The sequence below is a fragment of the Vicinamibacterales bacterium genome (assembly GCA_036012125.1).
Lineage (GTDB): Bacteria > Acidobacteriota > Vicinamibacteria > Vicinamibacterales > UBA823 > UBA11600.
This window is the reverse complement of record DASCOS010000034.1, coordinates 40,509-56,857: the sequence shown is the minus strand read 5'-3', so window position 1 is coordinate 56,857 and position 16,349 is coordinate 40,509. Positions and strand designations below refer to the sequence as shown.

Below are 16,349 nucleotides of genomic sequence, written 5' to 3'. Positions count from 1 at the left end.
CTAGCGCAAACTAGCTGATAGGTCCTGCAAGGTTTCTGCTAGGGAGTGCAGTCTAGACGCGTTATTTGGTAACAATCTCGCGTCACCCACCAACTCAGTCGCCAGAGCATCCAGCTCGTCCGGCAGCTCAGCGTTGGGCTGATCGAGTTGGTCCAGTAAACCATCGAGGGCGGTCACGTGCGCAGCCCGGATCCCATTACGACGAGTGAGCTGGTCTAGGTAAGCTCGCGCCACCGCTGGACTCGGAGTCCATTCAATGATTGTTTGATTCTGCGCGTTAAACACAGCGAGTTCAACGTCTGTTGCCGCATCGATCTCATTTTGTGACAGATGCACACTGGGTGTTAATTTGAGCACATCGACGCCGCGGGCGATTCCAGCTCCGTAAATGTAGCCGTTGTACCAGTAACTGGACCAAAAGCCTCCCATGGTCCCAAGTTCACCGGGGAGAGGACCGCGGTCGAAGTACGCAATTTCGACCGGATTGGCCGAGTCGGTGAAGTCGAAAACAGAGATACCTCCTTGATACCACGACTGAACCATGATGTCTCGCCCCGGGACCGGAATTAGCGAACCATTGTGCGCAACACAGTTTTCAAGCTCGGATTGTGGCGCTGGCAACTTGTAGTAGTTCTTGAACACCAACTTGCGATCAACGATGTCGAAGATTGCATTGGCTCCCCAACTCGGCAGGTCCGTGGCGAGACACCGCGGTCGGCCGCCACCGCCCCATTCGTCAGTGAAGACAACCTTTGTACCGTCGTTGTTGAAGGTCGCCGAGTGCCAGTAAGCGAAACTCTGGTCCACGACCTCATGAATTCGTTCGGGATTTACAGGATCGCTGATGTCCAGGAGAATGCCGTTTCCGGCGCACGCACCGGCTGCCAGGCCGTGCTCAGCGAACACGGTGATGTCATGACATTGTGTGGTCATCCGCGAGTTCTGCGTACCCTCACCATGGTCGCCACCTTGCCAGAGGCCAGCGATTGAACCTGTTTCAGGGTCGGCAAAAATGCGGGGTCGATTGACGATGCGAGCTGTATCAGGTGCCGCGATCGGTACCTGGATCACATCGATGCTAAAGAGCGCTGTGTCCGGTTCTTCGTCTGGGTCCTGAATGACCTCGCGTCCTTCCCGTTCTAGGTCAATACAGCCGTCGAGCTCCTCGTCATCCCTGACGGAGCCAGTGCCTTGTCCGTATATATACACATTATTCGGGTCGTTTGGGTCTGGCACTACAGTGTGGGTATGTGAACCACGGCAGGTCTGTATTGCGGCCACCTGCTGCGGACGTCTAATGTCGCTAATGTCAAAAATACGAACGCCACGAAATCGCTCGCCGCTGATCGGTTCTTCAACGCCTCCCACCCCGCAGTCGAGCCGACCTCTGGTCTGCTCAACGGACATAAACAGTAAGTTGCCGTAGACGGACACGTCGCCTTGACCACCAGGGCACACGAATGACGCGAGGCGTTCCACCTCTTGAGGGTCTTCCACGCTGTATGTGTTGAAACCGTGATAGTTGCCGACAAACATGTAATTGTCGATGAACGCGAGGTCCGAGTTTGTGTAGCTGAGGCCTTGCGGAGGACGCGTTGGAGGATTAGTTGGGGCCTCTTCACCCTCTTCCGGTTCCGGCGGCGGCGGCATTCTGGGTGCGCCCGCAGGTTGCTCGGGGTCGTAGAAACCCTCCGGCTTCGGTAGATTTCTTACTAACTCCATATTGTGTGCGGCTTGACCCGCATCAAGAAACCCTGCCGCAAGGCCGACGCGGGGATCTTCCTGTCGTTCCTGGGCGAGCCCTTGACTGGTAATGAGCAGGCCGGTAATGAGACCGATGGCCAAGGTGAGTCTTATCAGCCCATAGTGGTGTCGTCGCAAGGCAATCATGGTCGCTGTCATACGGGACCTCATCAGTGTCTGGGTTCCTGGAAAACGTTCTTGGTTATTCATCCTCGAGCATGCCACGCATACGGCGCATTCGCGTGATCTCCATGCTCTGGTCGGCAATGACGTCTGAAGCAAAGCTAAAAATCTGCGATTCCTGAGCCGCGCCGGGACTCGCAAACAACTCCTCGACCATGACCACCGCGCCCTGGTGGTGCATGATCATGTATTCAAGAAACAGTCGGTCGAAGTCTGACCCGGTCGCAGCTGCCAGCTCGGCCATCTGGTCTGGTGTCAGCATCCCAGGCATTAACATCGTGCCATCCGCGTGGTGTTCCGCGTTTCCGGGCACTCCCTCGTCACGGACCGCTAGCCAGGCCCGCATCATGCTGATTTCGTCGGCCTGCGAAACGTCAATTCGTTGGGCAAGCATGCGAATGTCCTGCCAGGTAGACCGCTCGTATAGCAGAGCAGTCATTTCCAAGGCTTGCGCGTGATGGCTAATCATGCCTTGCATAAACGCTACATCGGCTGTTGTGTGCTGGATTCCGGAGAGGTCCGTTGCTTCCTCGACCGTGATATTCCGGCTTGCCTCTCCTGGAGCCCCACCCTGCAAGAGGGGCGCAGGTGTTCCACCCGCGGACTGTCCAGTATTTACATCTGGCGTTAGTGGGTCGACACCGGTCGACCGGCAGGCCATGGTTAGGAAAACGAGGGCGAAGGTAGCCAGATATTGAAACGCCATCACCTAGGTGAGCATACCATCGTCGACCCCCTAGGCGAATGTTGATTGTGGTGGAGCGTTGGAAGCGTCTTTTTAATAGTTTCTAGGAATTCTTAAAAGTGCGATAGGACCAAGCGAAACCCAATAAATGGCCGGCGCGCACCGGGATCAGCGCCACCCCGAACGGCGGCACGGATATTCTGCTCTGAATCAATGAACGAGCCTCCTCGCATAACCCAGAGGGCGTCACTGTCAAGGTTTTCAAAGTTATCCGTACGAGTGTAGGGGTAGGGCTGATAGGGACTTCGTGTCCACTCCCAGACGTTCCCGCTCATGTCAGAGAGACCAAAAGTACAATCTGGGCAATCGAAACTTCCTACCGGGGTCGTGCCTTCCCCAGTGTAATTGGCTCGGTTCTGTCTCGGACGGTCCCCCCACGGGTAGATGCGGCCATCTGTTCCCCGTGCCGCCTTTTCCCATTCTGCCTCGCTTGGCAAACCAATCTTCCAGTGGTCATGGAGCAAGTCGCGTAATTGGGCTGGCGTTTCCGGAGACTCCTTGAGTGCAGTTTCGAGCCATCGACAATACGCAAGCGCATCCGGCCAGGAGACCGAGGTGACTGGATGATCGAGCTGGCTCTCTAGCATCTGTGGATCCACGCGAAAGTCAGTCGCAGCGACGAAGGCTCTGAACTGAGCAACGGTAACCTCATATTGACCGATATAAAACGTCGGGAGTTCGACCGTTTGCTGCGCGTGGTCACTAGACCATCGCTCATTGTCGAAGGCGAGGGTATCGACCGCCGCGTCGCTTCCCATCAGAAAGGGTCCAGCGGGAATTTCCACGAATCCCAGCATCGCAGTGTCCGGCAGGAACCATTGTTCCGTCAGGAATCCAGCCACAGCTGTCGAGTCAAGCGCAGGCTGTAATTGCTGAGTCGGTCCAGCCGATGGCGCTTGAAAGAACAACCAGACTGCCGCTATACCGACGAGGAGTGTCAGTAGTGCTAAGCCGGTAAGGGGCGTCGAACGCGTCGGCCTATCGTCGGGATCCATCAGTTCTCGGGCTCAAGGGGCTGACTTCATTCGTGCCGATACGGTCGCACGCGAAGACCCAGTTGTGCTCGCAGGCGCGCTCATGAAGTTCCTGTTCGGGCATCTCCATTAAGTTTTGTTTCCGCTCGCGTAACAAGAGTCTTAGGTCTAGGGTCTTCGGGTTGGCCCTACTGAAGCGTCCTGGTTCGAGGAGGTTGACGCAAGCGGCTTGGAATCTTAACTCGCACGCTCGCGAAAAATAGCTTGCCGCGAGTTCAGGATCTGGCGTTACGAGCGTTCCGACCGTGTAATGCCCGCCAAGCTCGTTGCAGGCCCACCCCGAGTTGTCGCCACAATAGACCGATTCGATCGAGAGTAAACGCTCGCACGCGTTGCGGCGGCCGTCTGCGCATGCCTGTTCCCAGAATGGGAGGCTGTCGCCCGTGTGTCTTCCATCGGTCTTTCCGATCGCCGTCATCGCACTGAACAACGCGATCCAGACGGCCATGTGAGCTAGGTTGGCGCGAGCCGAAGTCCAGTCCACACGCCAACGACTCGTCATGGGGTAATCTCGGACCGAACAAACGAACGCGTCGATCCGTCGAACGGCCAGGTTCATGAGCGGCAAGCACAGGAGCTTATCGTAGAAGGTCGGAGCGCCGACGGCTCCGAGCAGCGAGTAGAGCCCGAAGACCCCCAGCCCGTACAGCAGGCCGAAGACGATCTTGCCGAGCGGTGTTCTCGGCGAGGTGGACGGGTCGGTGACAAGCAGATGCAGTCCCAGAAACACCGCGGCCGGGATCTCGGAATCGACGAAATAGGGGACCCCCGTTACCGCGGCGTACAGGGCACTCGAACCGAACAGCACGGCCGCCGCGAATCCGGCGATGAGCGTGATCGAAAAGAAATACATGACCACCAGGCCGATTAGAAACAGGACCAGGTAAATGTTCGGCGCCCTGACCAGTGTTGTGGCGATCGCCTCACCCCAGGTGAGGTCGGTTGTATTTGTGGCGATGAGCACCAGCGAAAAGCACACCAGCGAGAAGGCTGACGGGTTGAAGATGTGCATACTCCGGCCTTCACGGTGCCACCGCACGAACGCCTTGCCCAGGAACCCGACCGCGATCATCAGGAACTGCAGGTAGAACCAGTCGTCTCTGAACCAGATGAACAGGTTGACGCTGAGGGTGATGGGCACCGGACCAAAGCCGAGAACATAACGGTCGCGAAGCGACCAGGCGAGCAGTATGTCGACGGCGTAGGCGAACGCCAGCTGCGCAGCTATGAGCCAGACCATGTCGTAGACCGGCCGCCAGTACCAGCCCCAGTAGGCGAACAAGATTACCTGCAGCGCAGCCTGTAGATAATGCTGCAGTCGGAGCTCGATGTGGAACGACCGACCGGCGGCCTGTCGCCGCATGTGCAGGAAGAGCGCGGCCTGCCAGACCAGGAGCACCGCGGCCGCCGCCCAGAACGACCATGTGAGAGTCGCGTTGGCCTGCACACGCGGCACGAGCGACATCAGGATGAGGCTGAGCGTCAGCGCCAAGGGCACCAAAAACTGGTGCAGCGGTCTGAGTGGCGCCCGTCCAGAAGTGCCGGCCATCGAGTGTTGTTCTTTCTGTTTTCGGTTGAATGCCATGGGTCCGTGTTTGGTGTTCTACTGCTTTTACCGCAGAGCCGCCGCCGGTGCAACCACTCAGAGTGGAATACTGTAGGTGGCACTCGAATTAGCAGAGCGTGTTTCTTCGGCGCGGGCCCACTGGACAGTAGAGGCGATTAAGGATCGAATCGCTAATCCGACCCCGCCAGCAAGCCGCTAATACTCCAGCGGAGGGAGGACCAGGCCAAAGATCAAGCGGACACACGCCCACTGTGCGCCCCCTGGGACGGGCGCACTCACACGCCAACAGGGCAGAAACAAGAAGGGGATGCGGGCACCGGCAGGCGGGGCGGGAAGGGATTTCCTGCGCCGACCCGGACCCGCATCTAATCCGCCCTACGGATGGTACCCGCCGGTCTGCTGGGCAGGCATGATCCTTTCGTACATCGCTAGCATAAAGACCGCTACGGCGATGCCCTGAATCCCAGTCTGCATGTTGTCAAGCACTGCATTTAGCCAAGGCCCGACAACCATAATGCTATCCAGGCTATTGGAAATGCCACCTAATGTCGCTGCGATTACGTAGATCAGTATTCGCTGCGTCATATCTGAATCATATCCACCCATAAAACCAGCAATTAATCCGAGAAGTACGAGGACAAGTCCCCACATCGCGAATGCGCTAGCTATTTGTGGAATGGCCGCCAGGACTGAAACGACGACTATCAAAACGAGAAGGATACGATCGGAGCTCATTAATTTCCCCCTAAGTGTTATCCCGAGAACCGGAAAACTAACTTGCCGACGCCGCCTACAACGAATCGGGGGGATGAAATCATAGAAGTGCAGGAATGTAAAGGAAAATGACTACAAGATATAGCGTAACTCTTCAGGCGAAACCCAAGATGTTGGAAAAATGGGCCCATTTTGGTGTACAGTGGATTCTGGTCAAGGATGCTGGTCAAATTACCTTTTCACTGTCGATGTTCTCAGTAAGTGGTGTGTAGAAGAAGACACGGCGGCGCCGGCCGTCGCTCGCCTTGGTTCCAGCTAGGTCTTTTCCTGATTGTCCTCTCGGTTTCAGCTGTTAGCCGCCCCATTCAAGCCCAGTCGGGTAGTGCGATGAGCGGCGAGGTAGCTAGTGTACCTGGAACACCTGCTGTGAAGACACAGGATGCCGATGGCCAGGTGACGGTTCGCGCGGTGCGCATCTCAAATCCCCTTGTGGTAGATGGTCGACTCGATGACCCGGTCTACCAAACTGTGCCAGCGATAGACGGCTTCATCCAGCAATTACCAGATGAAGGAGCCCCGCCCACTGAACCGACAGAAATTTGGATTCTGTTTGATGACGACAACATCTATCTGTCAGCGCGTTGCTGGGACAGTCAACCGGAACGAATGGTGGCTGATGAAATGACTCGAGACGCGCGGGCCATATGGCGCAACGAACTCTTGTCAGTCATCTTCGACACCTTCCACGATGGCCGAAATGGTATGAACTTTTCCACAAATCCACTTGGCGGATTGATGGACGCCCTTGTCACCGACGAAAGCGCCGTGAATCTTGACTGGAATACTGTTTGGGATGCCCAAACGAGCCTTTTTGAGCAGGGGTGGATGGTTGAGATGATGATTCCATTCAAGTCGCTGCGTTTCAAGGCTGGTGGCGGCGAGCAGACCTGGGGAATCAATGTCTCACGTCGGGTCCAGTGGAAGAACGAGTCTTCGTTCCTGAGTCCTGTGCCGGCGTCGCTCGGTCCCCGAGGAATGATGCAGGTGTCAGCAGCTGCCACGCTGGTGGGTATTGAACCTCCAACCACCATCAAAAACCTTGAGATAAAGCCGTCCGCGATCTCCGGAGCATTCACTAACAAGAAAGTGACGCCAGTCAGATCGAATGACCTTACAGGTGAAGTCGGTATTGATGTGAAGTATGGACTTACCCGGAGTCTCATCGCTGACTTTACCGTGAATACCGATTTTGCCCAGGTCGAAGCCGATGAGCAACAAGTGAATCTGACACGCTTCAGTCTTTTCTTCCCGGAAAAGCGCGAGTTCTTTCTCGAAGGTCAGGGAATATTTTCGTTTGGCGACACGGGCGCGGTCAATTGGGGAGGGCCTCCCAGTGATACGCCAGTGCTGTTTTTTAGTCGGCGTATTGGTCTTGAAGGTGGGAGCGAAGTCCCGATTCGCGCCGGTGGACGCGTGACTGGCCGAGCGGGTCCATATTCAATTGGGCTACTCAACATCCAGACCGGCGACTCCGCTTCGGCCGACGCGCTCTCAACGAATTTTTCCGTGGTTCGGGTGAAGCGGGACATGCTGCGGCGCAGTAATTTTGGCGTGATTTACACGCGCCGAAGCCGACTTGAAAATGGCCTGGGTGTCAATCAGGTCTACGGTGCTGACCTGAACCTCCGATTCTACGAAAATATCAACTTTACAAACTATTACGCTCAAACCGACACGCCAGGACTCGCCGAATCCAATTCGAGCTACCGGAGCAAGTTCGACTACACCGGTGACCTCTACGGCATTACTGCCGAGCATCTCACTGTGGGCAAGAATTTTAACCCGGAGATCGGATTTGTACGCCGTGATAACTTCCGGCGAAACTTTGCTCAGTTCCGGTTTAGTCCGCGACCCCGCTCAATTCCATGGCTGCGACGAATGATCTATCAAGGCAGCTTTGACTACATTACGGATATGACGGGGACTCTTGAAACCCGTGCAAGCAAACTACGATTAGAGATGGAGCTTGAGAACAGCGATAGGTGGAACCTGCAGTACACGGATTCATTCGAAGGGTTGCCGGAAGAGTTTAAGCTCACCTCTGACGTCATCCTGCCTGTCGGTGGTTACAGCTTTGGCCACCTCCGGACCGAATATGATTTTGGTACACAGCGACGCCTGTCAGGCAGGCTCTTTTTCAGTCGCGGTACTTTCTATAGCGGCACCCGCAGCGATGTTGGCTACCAAGGGCGTGCGGTCTTTACGCCGCGACTGGCTATTGAACCACGGCTTTCAGTGAGTGACGTTGATTTGCCCCAAGGCTCGTTTACGACAACCTTACTAGGCACGCGTGCGAGTTTTACGGTTTCCCCCAGGATGTTCTTAGCTGCGCTACTACAGTTCAACTCAAGCAGTAAGGCGGTCGATACGAATATTCGCTTTCGATGGGAATATGAACCTGGTAGCGACCTGTTTATTGTCTACAGCGATGGCCGGGATACCGGCCTCGAAGGTTTCCCGCGGCTTGAGAACCGCTCTTTCGTTGTGAAGTTCACGCGGTTGTTCAGGTTCTGATTTATTCGGCTAGTTCCAGATGCGGTGTGTCTACTAGGGAGTGGCCAGTGCTGTTACTGGACGGTAGTTGACTCCGAGTTTGTCGAGGAGTTGAAGTTGTTGGGGGAGCCGGCGGCTGAAGGATTCCCAGTTACGGGCGTTTTTCGGTGACCAGACTACTTCTGACAATGCAAGCATCCGCGGGAAGACCATATACTCAACGTAAAAGGCCTACGATATACCTGGCACGGCGATACGTGAGCATGGCACTTGCCGCATGGGCATTGACCCTAACCAGTCAGTTTTAGATGCCTACAGTCGGATGCACGACGTAGACAACGTATTTGTAGTGGACGGTTCGGTCTTTACCACTGCATCGGAAAAAAATCCGACGCTGAGCATCCTAGCACCGTCCTGGCGGGCGAGCGACTATCTAGCAGAGGAATTGAGGCGCGGAAACCTGTAAGCTAGCCGGCGCTTTGATTCGGTTCTTTCTGTCTAACGTTCTTGTTGTGTAACTGGGATCTTCGGGTTCACAATAGTGGAACACTGTTGGCAGGTTATTTGTTCAAAACGAGGTGTGATTATGTCGTATATAAGTCGAATTGGATTGGTGGCCGTGTGGGCCATGCTTGCGTGCGTTGGCATGGCGTCCGAGGCCGTTGCCCAGGCTCTCCCGAATCCGTATCGCGCTGTCGACGGCTGGGCGAAGTTGCCAGAAGGGCGGCAGATGGGAGCGGTCGGAGGGGTAACGATCCAGCCTGGCGGTGAGTATATCTGGGCGGTGGTAAGGTGCGACGCAACGGCTCCCAATCGTTTTGGGAATGAGTGTCTTGATTCGGATTTGGACCCGATACTCAAGTTCAATCTTGACGGTGAGGTGGTGCAGAGTTTCGGCGGTGGGATGTTCATCTGGCCGCACGGGATCGATGTGGACTCAGACGGTAACGTGTGGGTGACCGACGCTGTGGCTGCTGCACGAACACCAGAAGGGACACGAGGACACCAGGTCATCAAGTTTAGCCCGGAGGGAGAGGTGTTGATGACCCTTGGCACCCCGGGCGTGCCCGGAGACGACCTGGACCACTTTAATGGTCCGAGCGATGTGGTGGTGGCCGACAACGGTGACATTTTCGTGGGAGACGGCCATGGTGATGATACGAACAACCGCGTTATGAAGTTCGCAAGTGACGGGTCGTTCATTAAAACCTGGGGACAAACCGGCTATGCGCCTGGTGAGTTTCGAAACCTGCATGCCCTTGCTATCGATTCTCTGGGCCGGCTCTTTGTGGGTGACCGGTCGAACAATCGAGTGCAGATTTTCGATCAAGAGGGGAACGTCCTTGCCGTGTGGACACAATTCGGGCGGCCGAGCGGAGTGTTCTTTGATACCCACGGACGAATCTACGTTGCTGATTCGGAGTCTGATGACGTCCAAAATCCTGGATGGGAAATGGGAATCAGAATTGGCGATGCGCAGACGGGATGGATCGATGAGTTTATTCTTTATCCTTGGGGCGATCCGCGGGACACCGCAGGCAATGGGGCTGAGTTCGTGGCGGTAGATCGCCACGGCAACTTGTATGGTGGAGAACCCCGTCCTCGGAGGTTACAGAAATACGTGAGAGTGAGACCGTAAGACACCGTTTATTGGTCTGTCGATTAACGATCTCAACGGTCGGGTTGCTGATTACCGGGTTGTTGGGGTCTGAGAACGGGGAGTTCACCCGAGACGTCTGTAGGTCGCATGAGTCACGCGGACGATGTTGCCGTCTTCGTCCAGTCGAACGTACTCATTGTTGATGGTGTCCCCGTCTTCTAAGAGGGTGTTGATGATCACCTGGTAGCCCCGGCCGTTCCTTGCGTTGGAGATCCGGGTGGTGCTTTCGTTGATTATCTCGACAGCCGTTTCAGCAGAGTCCTGGCCTGCGACAGGACGGAAAGCCCCGTCGAACAACGTGACATAGCTCCACGTTGACTGCTGCCCCCTTGCATTGGTGGACTCGACTGTGATGCGCATGCCCCGATCCTCCGAGTGCTTGGCATGGTCAATTGATTACTTCGGGTAGGCCATTAAAAAGTAGCGATCGGATTCAGCGGCGAACCTGTTCCGCCGGGAACTGGAACCGGAGCAGCCGTCAGCAGAAACTCCCAACGCCCCCGCTCATCCGCCGCGCGGCTCAAGTTTTCGAGGTCAACGTTATCAAAAATTGGGGTGCCCATCGCCACGAGTAAAAGTATGTGGAGTGGGTGGCTTACGTCCATCCCGGACGGATGCACGTCAGCTCCGTGGTCTGTGCCAACTACGGCCACGTCGCGGTCCCGAAACCATTGGGCGGTTGACGCATGAAGGCCCGCGACACGGTCTCCAATATTCCATGGACCTTCTGCTGCACGCTTTTCCCACCGCCCTGTACGGACGAAAACGGCATCGCCACTCCTGACGTTTACCCCCGTCTGTTTTTCCCACGCCTCGAGTTCTTCTGGATAGATCGGGCTACCTGGTTCCAGAAAATCCACTCCCCGCAAGCGAGGGATATCGATCAGAATGCCTCGTGTAACGAGGCCGTTCTTAAAATTGGTAATCGCAAGCTTCGCGCACCCGTCGACGGTGATGGAATTGTCCGGGACGCCATTGTACAACTGGCCCCGATGGGCGAAGTGACACAGTGCATCAAGGTGGGTGTGCGCATATCCGTGGTAGGACACCGTCCACTGGTCACTAACACTCGGGCCTGCATCCTCCAGCCCTCCCATCGTCATGGTAAATGGGCGTGGGTTGTCAACGGCCTCGTGAGTCTCGACGTCATGCGCGAGAGATACCGATACGCCATCCTTGACTAGTGCGGCAGCCTCACGACGTTTTTCGTTCGTAATCAAATTCAGAGTACCCAGCTGGTCGTCAGTGCCCCACCGCCCCCAGTTGGAGATTTCCGTCATCCATGTCTCAAAAATCTCGGCACTGATAGGCCTGGCCGATTGGGCGCGCGTATTGGTTCCAGTTGGGCCGAGCCACAGAAGACAGAAAATAATCGAGGCGCTCACGAGAATCGATTTTCCACTATTAGAGACATTGCCAGTCACTTGCGAATCCCCCAAGCTGTGTGTCCGATGTGTTTGCGCGCTAGCACGGGAGCAGTCTATAGAGCGGCGTCTCGAACCACAACCCGAAGGTGTGGACATTACTTGAAGGGGCGGCAATGGCAGGATATTGGTATTTGATGGCGAAGCTGACGACTATATAATCCGACCTTCTTGCTCATTTTGACGGGTCAGTGTGGAGGTGACAGTGATGAGTTGGCGTGCTACTGGGATTCTTCTATTTCTCCTGTTCACCGGGGTTGCTAACGCGCAGCCGCTCTTTGATGACAGCTTTCCACCGGAGGAATTCGCTGAGCGGCGGGCGCACGTGATGGCCGCTGTCGGCGACGGAGTCGCAATACTGCAAGGCGCAACAGAGCCTCCCGCCTTTGCCACGTTTCGTCAAAGTAATCACTTCTATTACTTGACGGGCGTCGAAGTGCCGCGTGCACTGGTGATGGTGGATGGCCGAGCACGGTCCACCACACTTTACCTTCCAGTTCGAAACGAACGGGCCGAGCGGTCCGAGGGCCCGGTGTTAGCTCCCGGTGACGAGGCTGAATATCTGACTGGTATTTCGGTGGTGCGGTCGCGCCAGGCTTTCAGCGATGACCTCGCGGAGGTGGTAGGAAGGGGACAGGCTGTCTATACCCCGTTTAGACCTGAAACGCTAGCAGCCGGCACCCCGGCGCGCGCTGTGGCTCACGCTGCCGCCTCGGAGCAGGACCCGTGGGACGGACGACGTTCACGTGAAAAAATCTTTATTGAACAGGTCCGGGCGCGGGTACCAGAAGTGAAGGTTCAAAACCTCGACCCCATTCTCGATCGCTTGCGGATGATAAAGAGTCCTCTCGAAATCGCGATGATCCGTGAAGCGACACGTATCTCCGGCAAAGCCATTTTGGACGTCATGCGCTCTGCCAAGCCAGGCATGAAGGAATATGAGTTGGCGGCAATAGGTGATTTCTATTTCCGGTTGCACAATGCGAATGGCCCAGCGTACTTCGCGTTGGTTGCGGCCGGTGAGAATGCCCATTATCCGCATTATCACGCGTCGCAAAGCGTGCTTCAGCCAGAGGATTTGGTGCTTTACGACTACGCACCGGACTACCACTACTACTCTTCGGACGTTACACGAATGATTCCAGCGGATGGGCGTTTTGATAACGATGAACGGGAGCGTTATACCGTATACCTGCGTCTGTATCAGGCGCTCATGGCGGCCATCCGCCCGCACGTTTCGCCGCAAGAAATCATTCGTGCTGCTGTGGTCGAGATGAAGGAGATTCTTCGGTCGTTTTCCTTTACGAGTGCAAAGACCGAAGCTGCCGCTAGACGTTTTGTAGACCGCTACAGTAAGAGCACAAGTAACCGATTGGGACATTTCGTTGGAATGGAGGTCCATGACGTTACAGCGCCCTTTGACGTGTTACAGCCGGGTATGGTGTTTACGATTGAACCCGCACTGACTATTCCCGAAGACCGTGTGTATATCCGATTGGAAGATGTCATTCTCATAACCCAGACGGGTTACGAGAACCTGTCGGCCTTTGTGCCGGTTGACCCTGATGAAATTGAATTACTCATGGCGGAGGACGGATTAACAGACCGTTATGGTGGTGACTAGAGTGGCGTATGAGCTGATACGGGTTGTAGTGGCTTTCAACAACGCGAGTGATAGACAGTCCTGACTGGATTTCTGACCGTATTCATAATTAAGGAGAATCTTTATGCGAATCGTCCTTGGACTCTGTGCGGCAGCACTCTTTCTGGTAGCCCTGCCAGCGGACTCGCTCGCGCAATCCGTTGCACAGGTCAACACAATTGAGGTTGCTGCGGATGAGGTCGACGCCTACGTGGCCGGAATGAAGAAAATGAAAGTGCTCTACGAGCAAACTCTTCCTGCGGTCGAGATGCGCATTTGGCGGACTGCGATAGGCGGAGCGAGTAGTGGGCTTCTGACTGTGGTAACCGAGTTCGAAAGCATGGAAGCGTGGGCCGCTGGCACTGCAACACTGTCAGCGCATGCTGGCTATCAGCCCTTGATCGAAGAACTCCAGGCCACGGGCCGGGTGATGGTATCTGTGTCCATCGTCAGCGACATCACCCCGTAGTAGAGGAAACCGAGCGTAGAGTTCGGCTAGAAATGTAGTCGAAAGCCTACCGTGGGGATGCGAGGGAAGCCTCCGGTTGGTATCTCTGTTAGACGCGGCAGCGTTGACCCGGGGTCATGTTGAAGTCGAGGCTCCAACACGATTGCGTTCTTGCGGTTCAGCAGATTAATCACCTCGAGATAAAGTGACCAGCGGCCCTCGAGACCTCCGGGTTGGTAGGTGAGCCTTAGGTCAACTCGAGTGTAATGTGGGAGCCGGTCATTATTGAGGTTGTTGACGTTCCCGTAGTCGACCGTGTACACCTGGTTTCCAGCAAGGTCTGTCTCTGGTACGAGCCTGCCGAGGTCGTTTTCTACAGCAGCAATTCGTAGTCCGGTGGGGGTCGTGTGGGGAAATCCACTGGCGATCCTGGCGGTAGCGGCCACTTCAAATTTGTAGGTGATTCGATACCGTCCAACAGCGTTGAATGCGTGACGCCTGTCGTATTCGAAGGCGTAGCGTCGACCATAGCTGTTTCGAAATGCGCGACCCCAATTATAGGAAAGCCATCCGGTGAGCGGGGCAGACGGATTCGTGTGATTGAGTAGGATGTCGAAACCGTGTGCATCACCGCCGCCGGCATTGGAGGGATCGCTTGTAATGAGGGGTCTCCTGGGGATGCTCTGTTGCAGGTTCTCAGGAAAATCGTATTGTGAGATGCGACTGAGTCGTTGAGCTTCGGTTTCAAGACGTCCGATCAGGAGATCGATAAACCGCTTATGGTAGCCCTCGACGCGCGCGGTTAAGTTGTTCCCGAGGTTCTTTTGAATTCCAACCACGACGTGTGTGGCCTTTTCATACAGGAGTCTCAATTGGCGCGCTGCAGAGAGGTCGATGAAATAATCTGACTGGATGAGCTTTTCGTAACCCGGACTCTGCGTGTATAAGCCAACCGCGGCGCGAAGACGGGTGCTAGGATTGAGGCTGTAGCTTGCTGCCATACGTGGTGAAAGAGTCCGCCGGTCATTCACTGTGTTCCAATCCAGTCGTAATCCAGGCTCAATCGAAACGCGTGACGAAGGCGTGAAGGATTCCTGAATCCAGAAACCGCTCCGGGTTCCGGTGAGCGAAGAGTCCAGGCTATCCGGTAAGCCCGACCCGCCCTCCACACTCGACCCATTAGCTTCGTAGCTATTCCGGTCGCCGCTAATGGTTTGGTTGACTCCGGTCCTTAAACGGTGCACTTCAAATCCAGCACTGAGCAGATGGGCCGGTGTCGCTTGCACTGTGAGTTCATGACGAAGTGATAGGTCACGTACAGAGAGCAAACGATCAAAGATGATGGTGCTTAAACCGAACGCCAACTTATCATCGGCGGTGTTTGACCGCTTAGCATCCAGGCGTATCCTGCCGTCGAAGTCGAAAAATTCGCGATTACGGTACCAAGACGCGATCGTGGTGGAGGTGCTGCGGGCGCCGAGGACCGCGTCGAAACGGACCGACGCGAGGTCGTTCCGTACATCGGACCCGAAGTCCGCCTGCTCTCCAGGACGGTCTCGGTTAATCCGAAAATCGAGGTCGGCGTCTTCGACGCTCCGAAGGCTCGTGAGGCTAAGCCGGTGTCCAGGAGTGAAATCCCAGCTTGTCTGCATTTGCAGGTCAGTGAATGCAGGTAATTGCTGATTTTCGAGGATGCGGTCGAGGATGAGGTCATAGTAGGTACGGCGTGCACTGAAAAGCCACGTGCCGTTGTTCCAAATTGGCGTGGTGCCTTCAAGGACGATGTTTCCATCCGTGATACTAAGGGCCGTGGCTCCTTGCAGGTCTCGCCGCCCTCGACGGTTGTCGACAATGAGTAGTGATGAGAGACGGTCTCCGTAAGCGACTCCGAACCCCCCGGCAGTCAGCTGAAAGTTCTCCACGGTCTCAGGATTGAAGGCGCTGGTAATTCCGAATAGACGGTAGGGATTATGAATCTCGATCCCGTCCATCACGGTCAGATTTTGATCGGGCGTACCTCCGCGCACTGCCAGCCGACTCGTGAAATCGTCCGTTGCGGCGACGCCTGGCAACGTATCCAGAGCCCGAAAGATGTTGTCAATACTGCCCGCGACCCGAAGAACCTCCTCGGATGCCAGGGGATTAGTGGACGGCCGTTCCAATTCGACGGCATCGGCCTCCACATTGACCGTTTCAGCGAAGGTGTAGCGAAACAGTAGAACTTCGAGATTCGCGCCTTCGGCCGGTAGCGTCACCTCGAGATACCCGTCGGCCTCGAAGCGGAGAGTGGTCTCTTCATTAGTCAGCGTGATTGAGAAGCGTCCATCGGGCCCCGTCACGACCGTTTCCTGCATGGTTGAGATCCGAACATTCGCGAGGGGTGCCTCCGTGGTTCCGTCGATGACGATACCGGTAACCGCAGCTGTGTCCTGGGCAAGAGTGATTCCAGGGCACAGAAGTAGTGCAGTGAGAAAGCAATGACCGCGTAGGCAAGTAACGAATCGTCGGCGCATGTTCGAGGTGCTCTGGCTCAGTGTATAGACATTTCGGGCGTGTTTCACGGCGATGTTTTCTTGGCGTTTCAGCAAGAAGCTCTACTTTTTCTCTCGGTCGTTTGGGTGTAGGCTGGAGCCTTC

The 16,349-nt window shown here is 55.7% G+C and carries 13 protein-coding genes; 5 read left to right on the top strand and 8 right to left on the bottom strand.

The features are described from left to right. The 5 genes from QGH09_09930 to QGH09_09910 all read right to left on the bottom strand — a co-directional run bounded on the left by QGH09_09930 (nt 1) and on the right by QGH09_09910 (nt 6,007). Nucleotides 1-1,902, bottom strand: coding sequence for a hypothetical protein (locus QGH09_09930; GenBank protein ID HJO18504.1), 1,902 nt, complete (start codon nt 1,900-1,902; stop codon nt 1-3). Between the two features lie 43 nt (nt 1,903-1,945). Next, nucleotides 1,946-2,632 carry a DUF305 domain-containing protein gene (locus QGH09_09925; protein HJO18503.1) on the bottom strand — a complete coding sequence of 229 codons (687 nt, stop codon included), beginning with the start codon at nt 2,630-2,632 and terminating at the stop codon, nt 1,946-1,948. A 92-nt stretch (nt 2,633-2,724) separates the two neighbouring features. Continuing rightward, nucleotides 2,725-3,666 carry an SUMF1/EgtB/PvdO family nonheme iron enzyme gene (locus tag QGH09_09920; protein ID HJO18502.1) on the bottom strand — a complete coding sequence of 314 codons (942 nt, stop codon included), beginning with the start codon at nt 3,664-3,666 and terminating at the stop codon, nt 2,725-2,727. Next, complete coding sequence (locus QGH09_09915; protein ID HJO18501.1) at nt 3,650-5,290, bottom strand: hypothetical protein; 1,641 nt, start codon at nt 5,288-5,290, stop codon at nt 3,650-3,652. Before QGH09_09915 ends, QGH09_09920 begins: the two co-directional genes overlap by 17 nt. A gap of 357 nt (nt 5,291-5,647) precedes the next feature. After that, a complete protein-coding gene (locus QGH09_09910) occupies nt 5,648-6,007 on the bottom strand; it encodes a hypothetical protein (GenBank protein ID HJO18500.1) in 360 nt (119 codons plus the stop codon). A gap of 366 nt (nt 6,008-6,373) precedes the next feature. Between QGH09_09910 and QGH09_09905 the strand changes: the two genes are divergently transcribed. The 3 genes from QGH09_09905 to QGH09_09895 all read left to right on the top strand — a co-directional run bounded on the left by QGH09_09905 (nt 6,374) and on the right by QGH09_09895 (nt 10,178). Beyond that, nucleotides 6,374-8,560, top strand: a complete 2,187-nt coding sequence (locus QGH09_09905) for a DUF5916 domain-containing protein (GenBank protein HJO18499.1) — start codon at nt 6,374-6,376, stop codon at nt 8,558-8,560. A gap of 217 nt (nt 8,561-8,777) precedes the next feature. Continuing rightward, nucleotides 8,778-9,005 (top strand): GMC oxidoreductase, encoded by a 228-nt coding sequence (locus QGH09_09900; GenBank protein HJO18498.1) that lies wholly within the window; start codon nt 8,778-8,780, stop codon nt 9,003-9,005. A 120-nt stretch (nt 9,006-9,125) separates the two neighbouring features. Next, nucleotides 9,126-10,178: a peptidyl-alpha-hydroxyglycine alpha-amidating lyase family protein gene (locus QGH09_09895; GenBank protein HJO18497.1), complete on the top strand. Its 1,053-nt coding sequence runs from the start codon at nt 9,126-9,128 to the stop codon at nt 10,176-10,178. Between the two features lie 84 nt (nt 10,179-10,262). Here QGH09_09895 and QGH09_09890 read toward each other — a convergent pair whose 3' ends face one another. After that, nucleotides 10,263-10,559: a hypothetical protein gene (locus QGH09_09890; protein HJO18496.1), complete on the bottom strand. Its 297-nt coding sequence runs from the start codon at nt 10,557-10,559 to the stop codon at nt 10,263-10,265. 53 nt (nt 10,560-10,612) lie between these two features. Next, nucleotides 10,613-11,623, bottom strand: coding sequence for a cyclase family protein (locus QGH09_09885; GenBank protein HJO18495.1), 1,011 nt, complete (start codon nt 11,621-11,623; stop codon nt 10,613-10,615). 208 nt (nt 11,624-11,831) lie between these two features. Between QGH09_09885 and QGH09_09880 the strand changes: the two genes are divergently transcribed. Together QGH09_09880 and QGH09_09875 are read left to right on the top strand one after the other, a co-directional pair. Next, nucleotides 11,832-13,247, top strand: a complete 1,416-nt coding sequence (locus tag QGH09_09880; protein HJO18494.1) for an aminopeptidase P N-terminal domain-containing protein — start codon at nt 11,832-11,834, stop codon at nt 13,245-13,247. Nucleotides 13,248-13,350: 103 nt separating this feature from the next. After that, nucleotides 13,351-13,734 carry a hypothetical protein gene (locus QGH09_09875; protein ID HJO18493.1) on the top strand — a complete coding sequence of 128 codons (384 nt, stop codon included), beginning with the start codon at nt 13,351-13,353 and terminating at the stop codon, nt 13,732-13,734. A gap of 26 nt (nt 13,735-13,760) precedes the next feature. Here the strand turns inward: QGH09_09875 and QGH09_09870 are convergent, their stop codons facing one another. Then, nucleotides 13,761-16,301, bottom strand: coding sequence for a TonB-dependent receptor (locus QGH09_09870; GenBank protein ID HJO18492.1), 2,541 nt, complete (start codon nt 16,299-16,301; stop codon nt 13,761-13,763). Nucleotides 16,302-16,349: the final 48 nt, after the last annotated feature.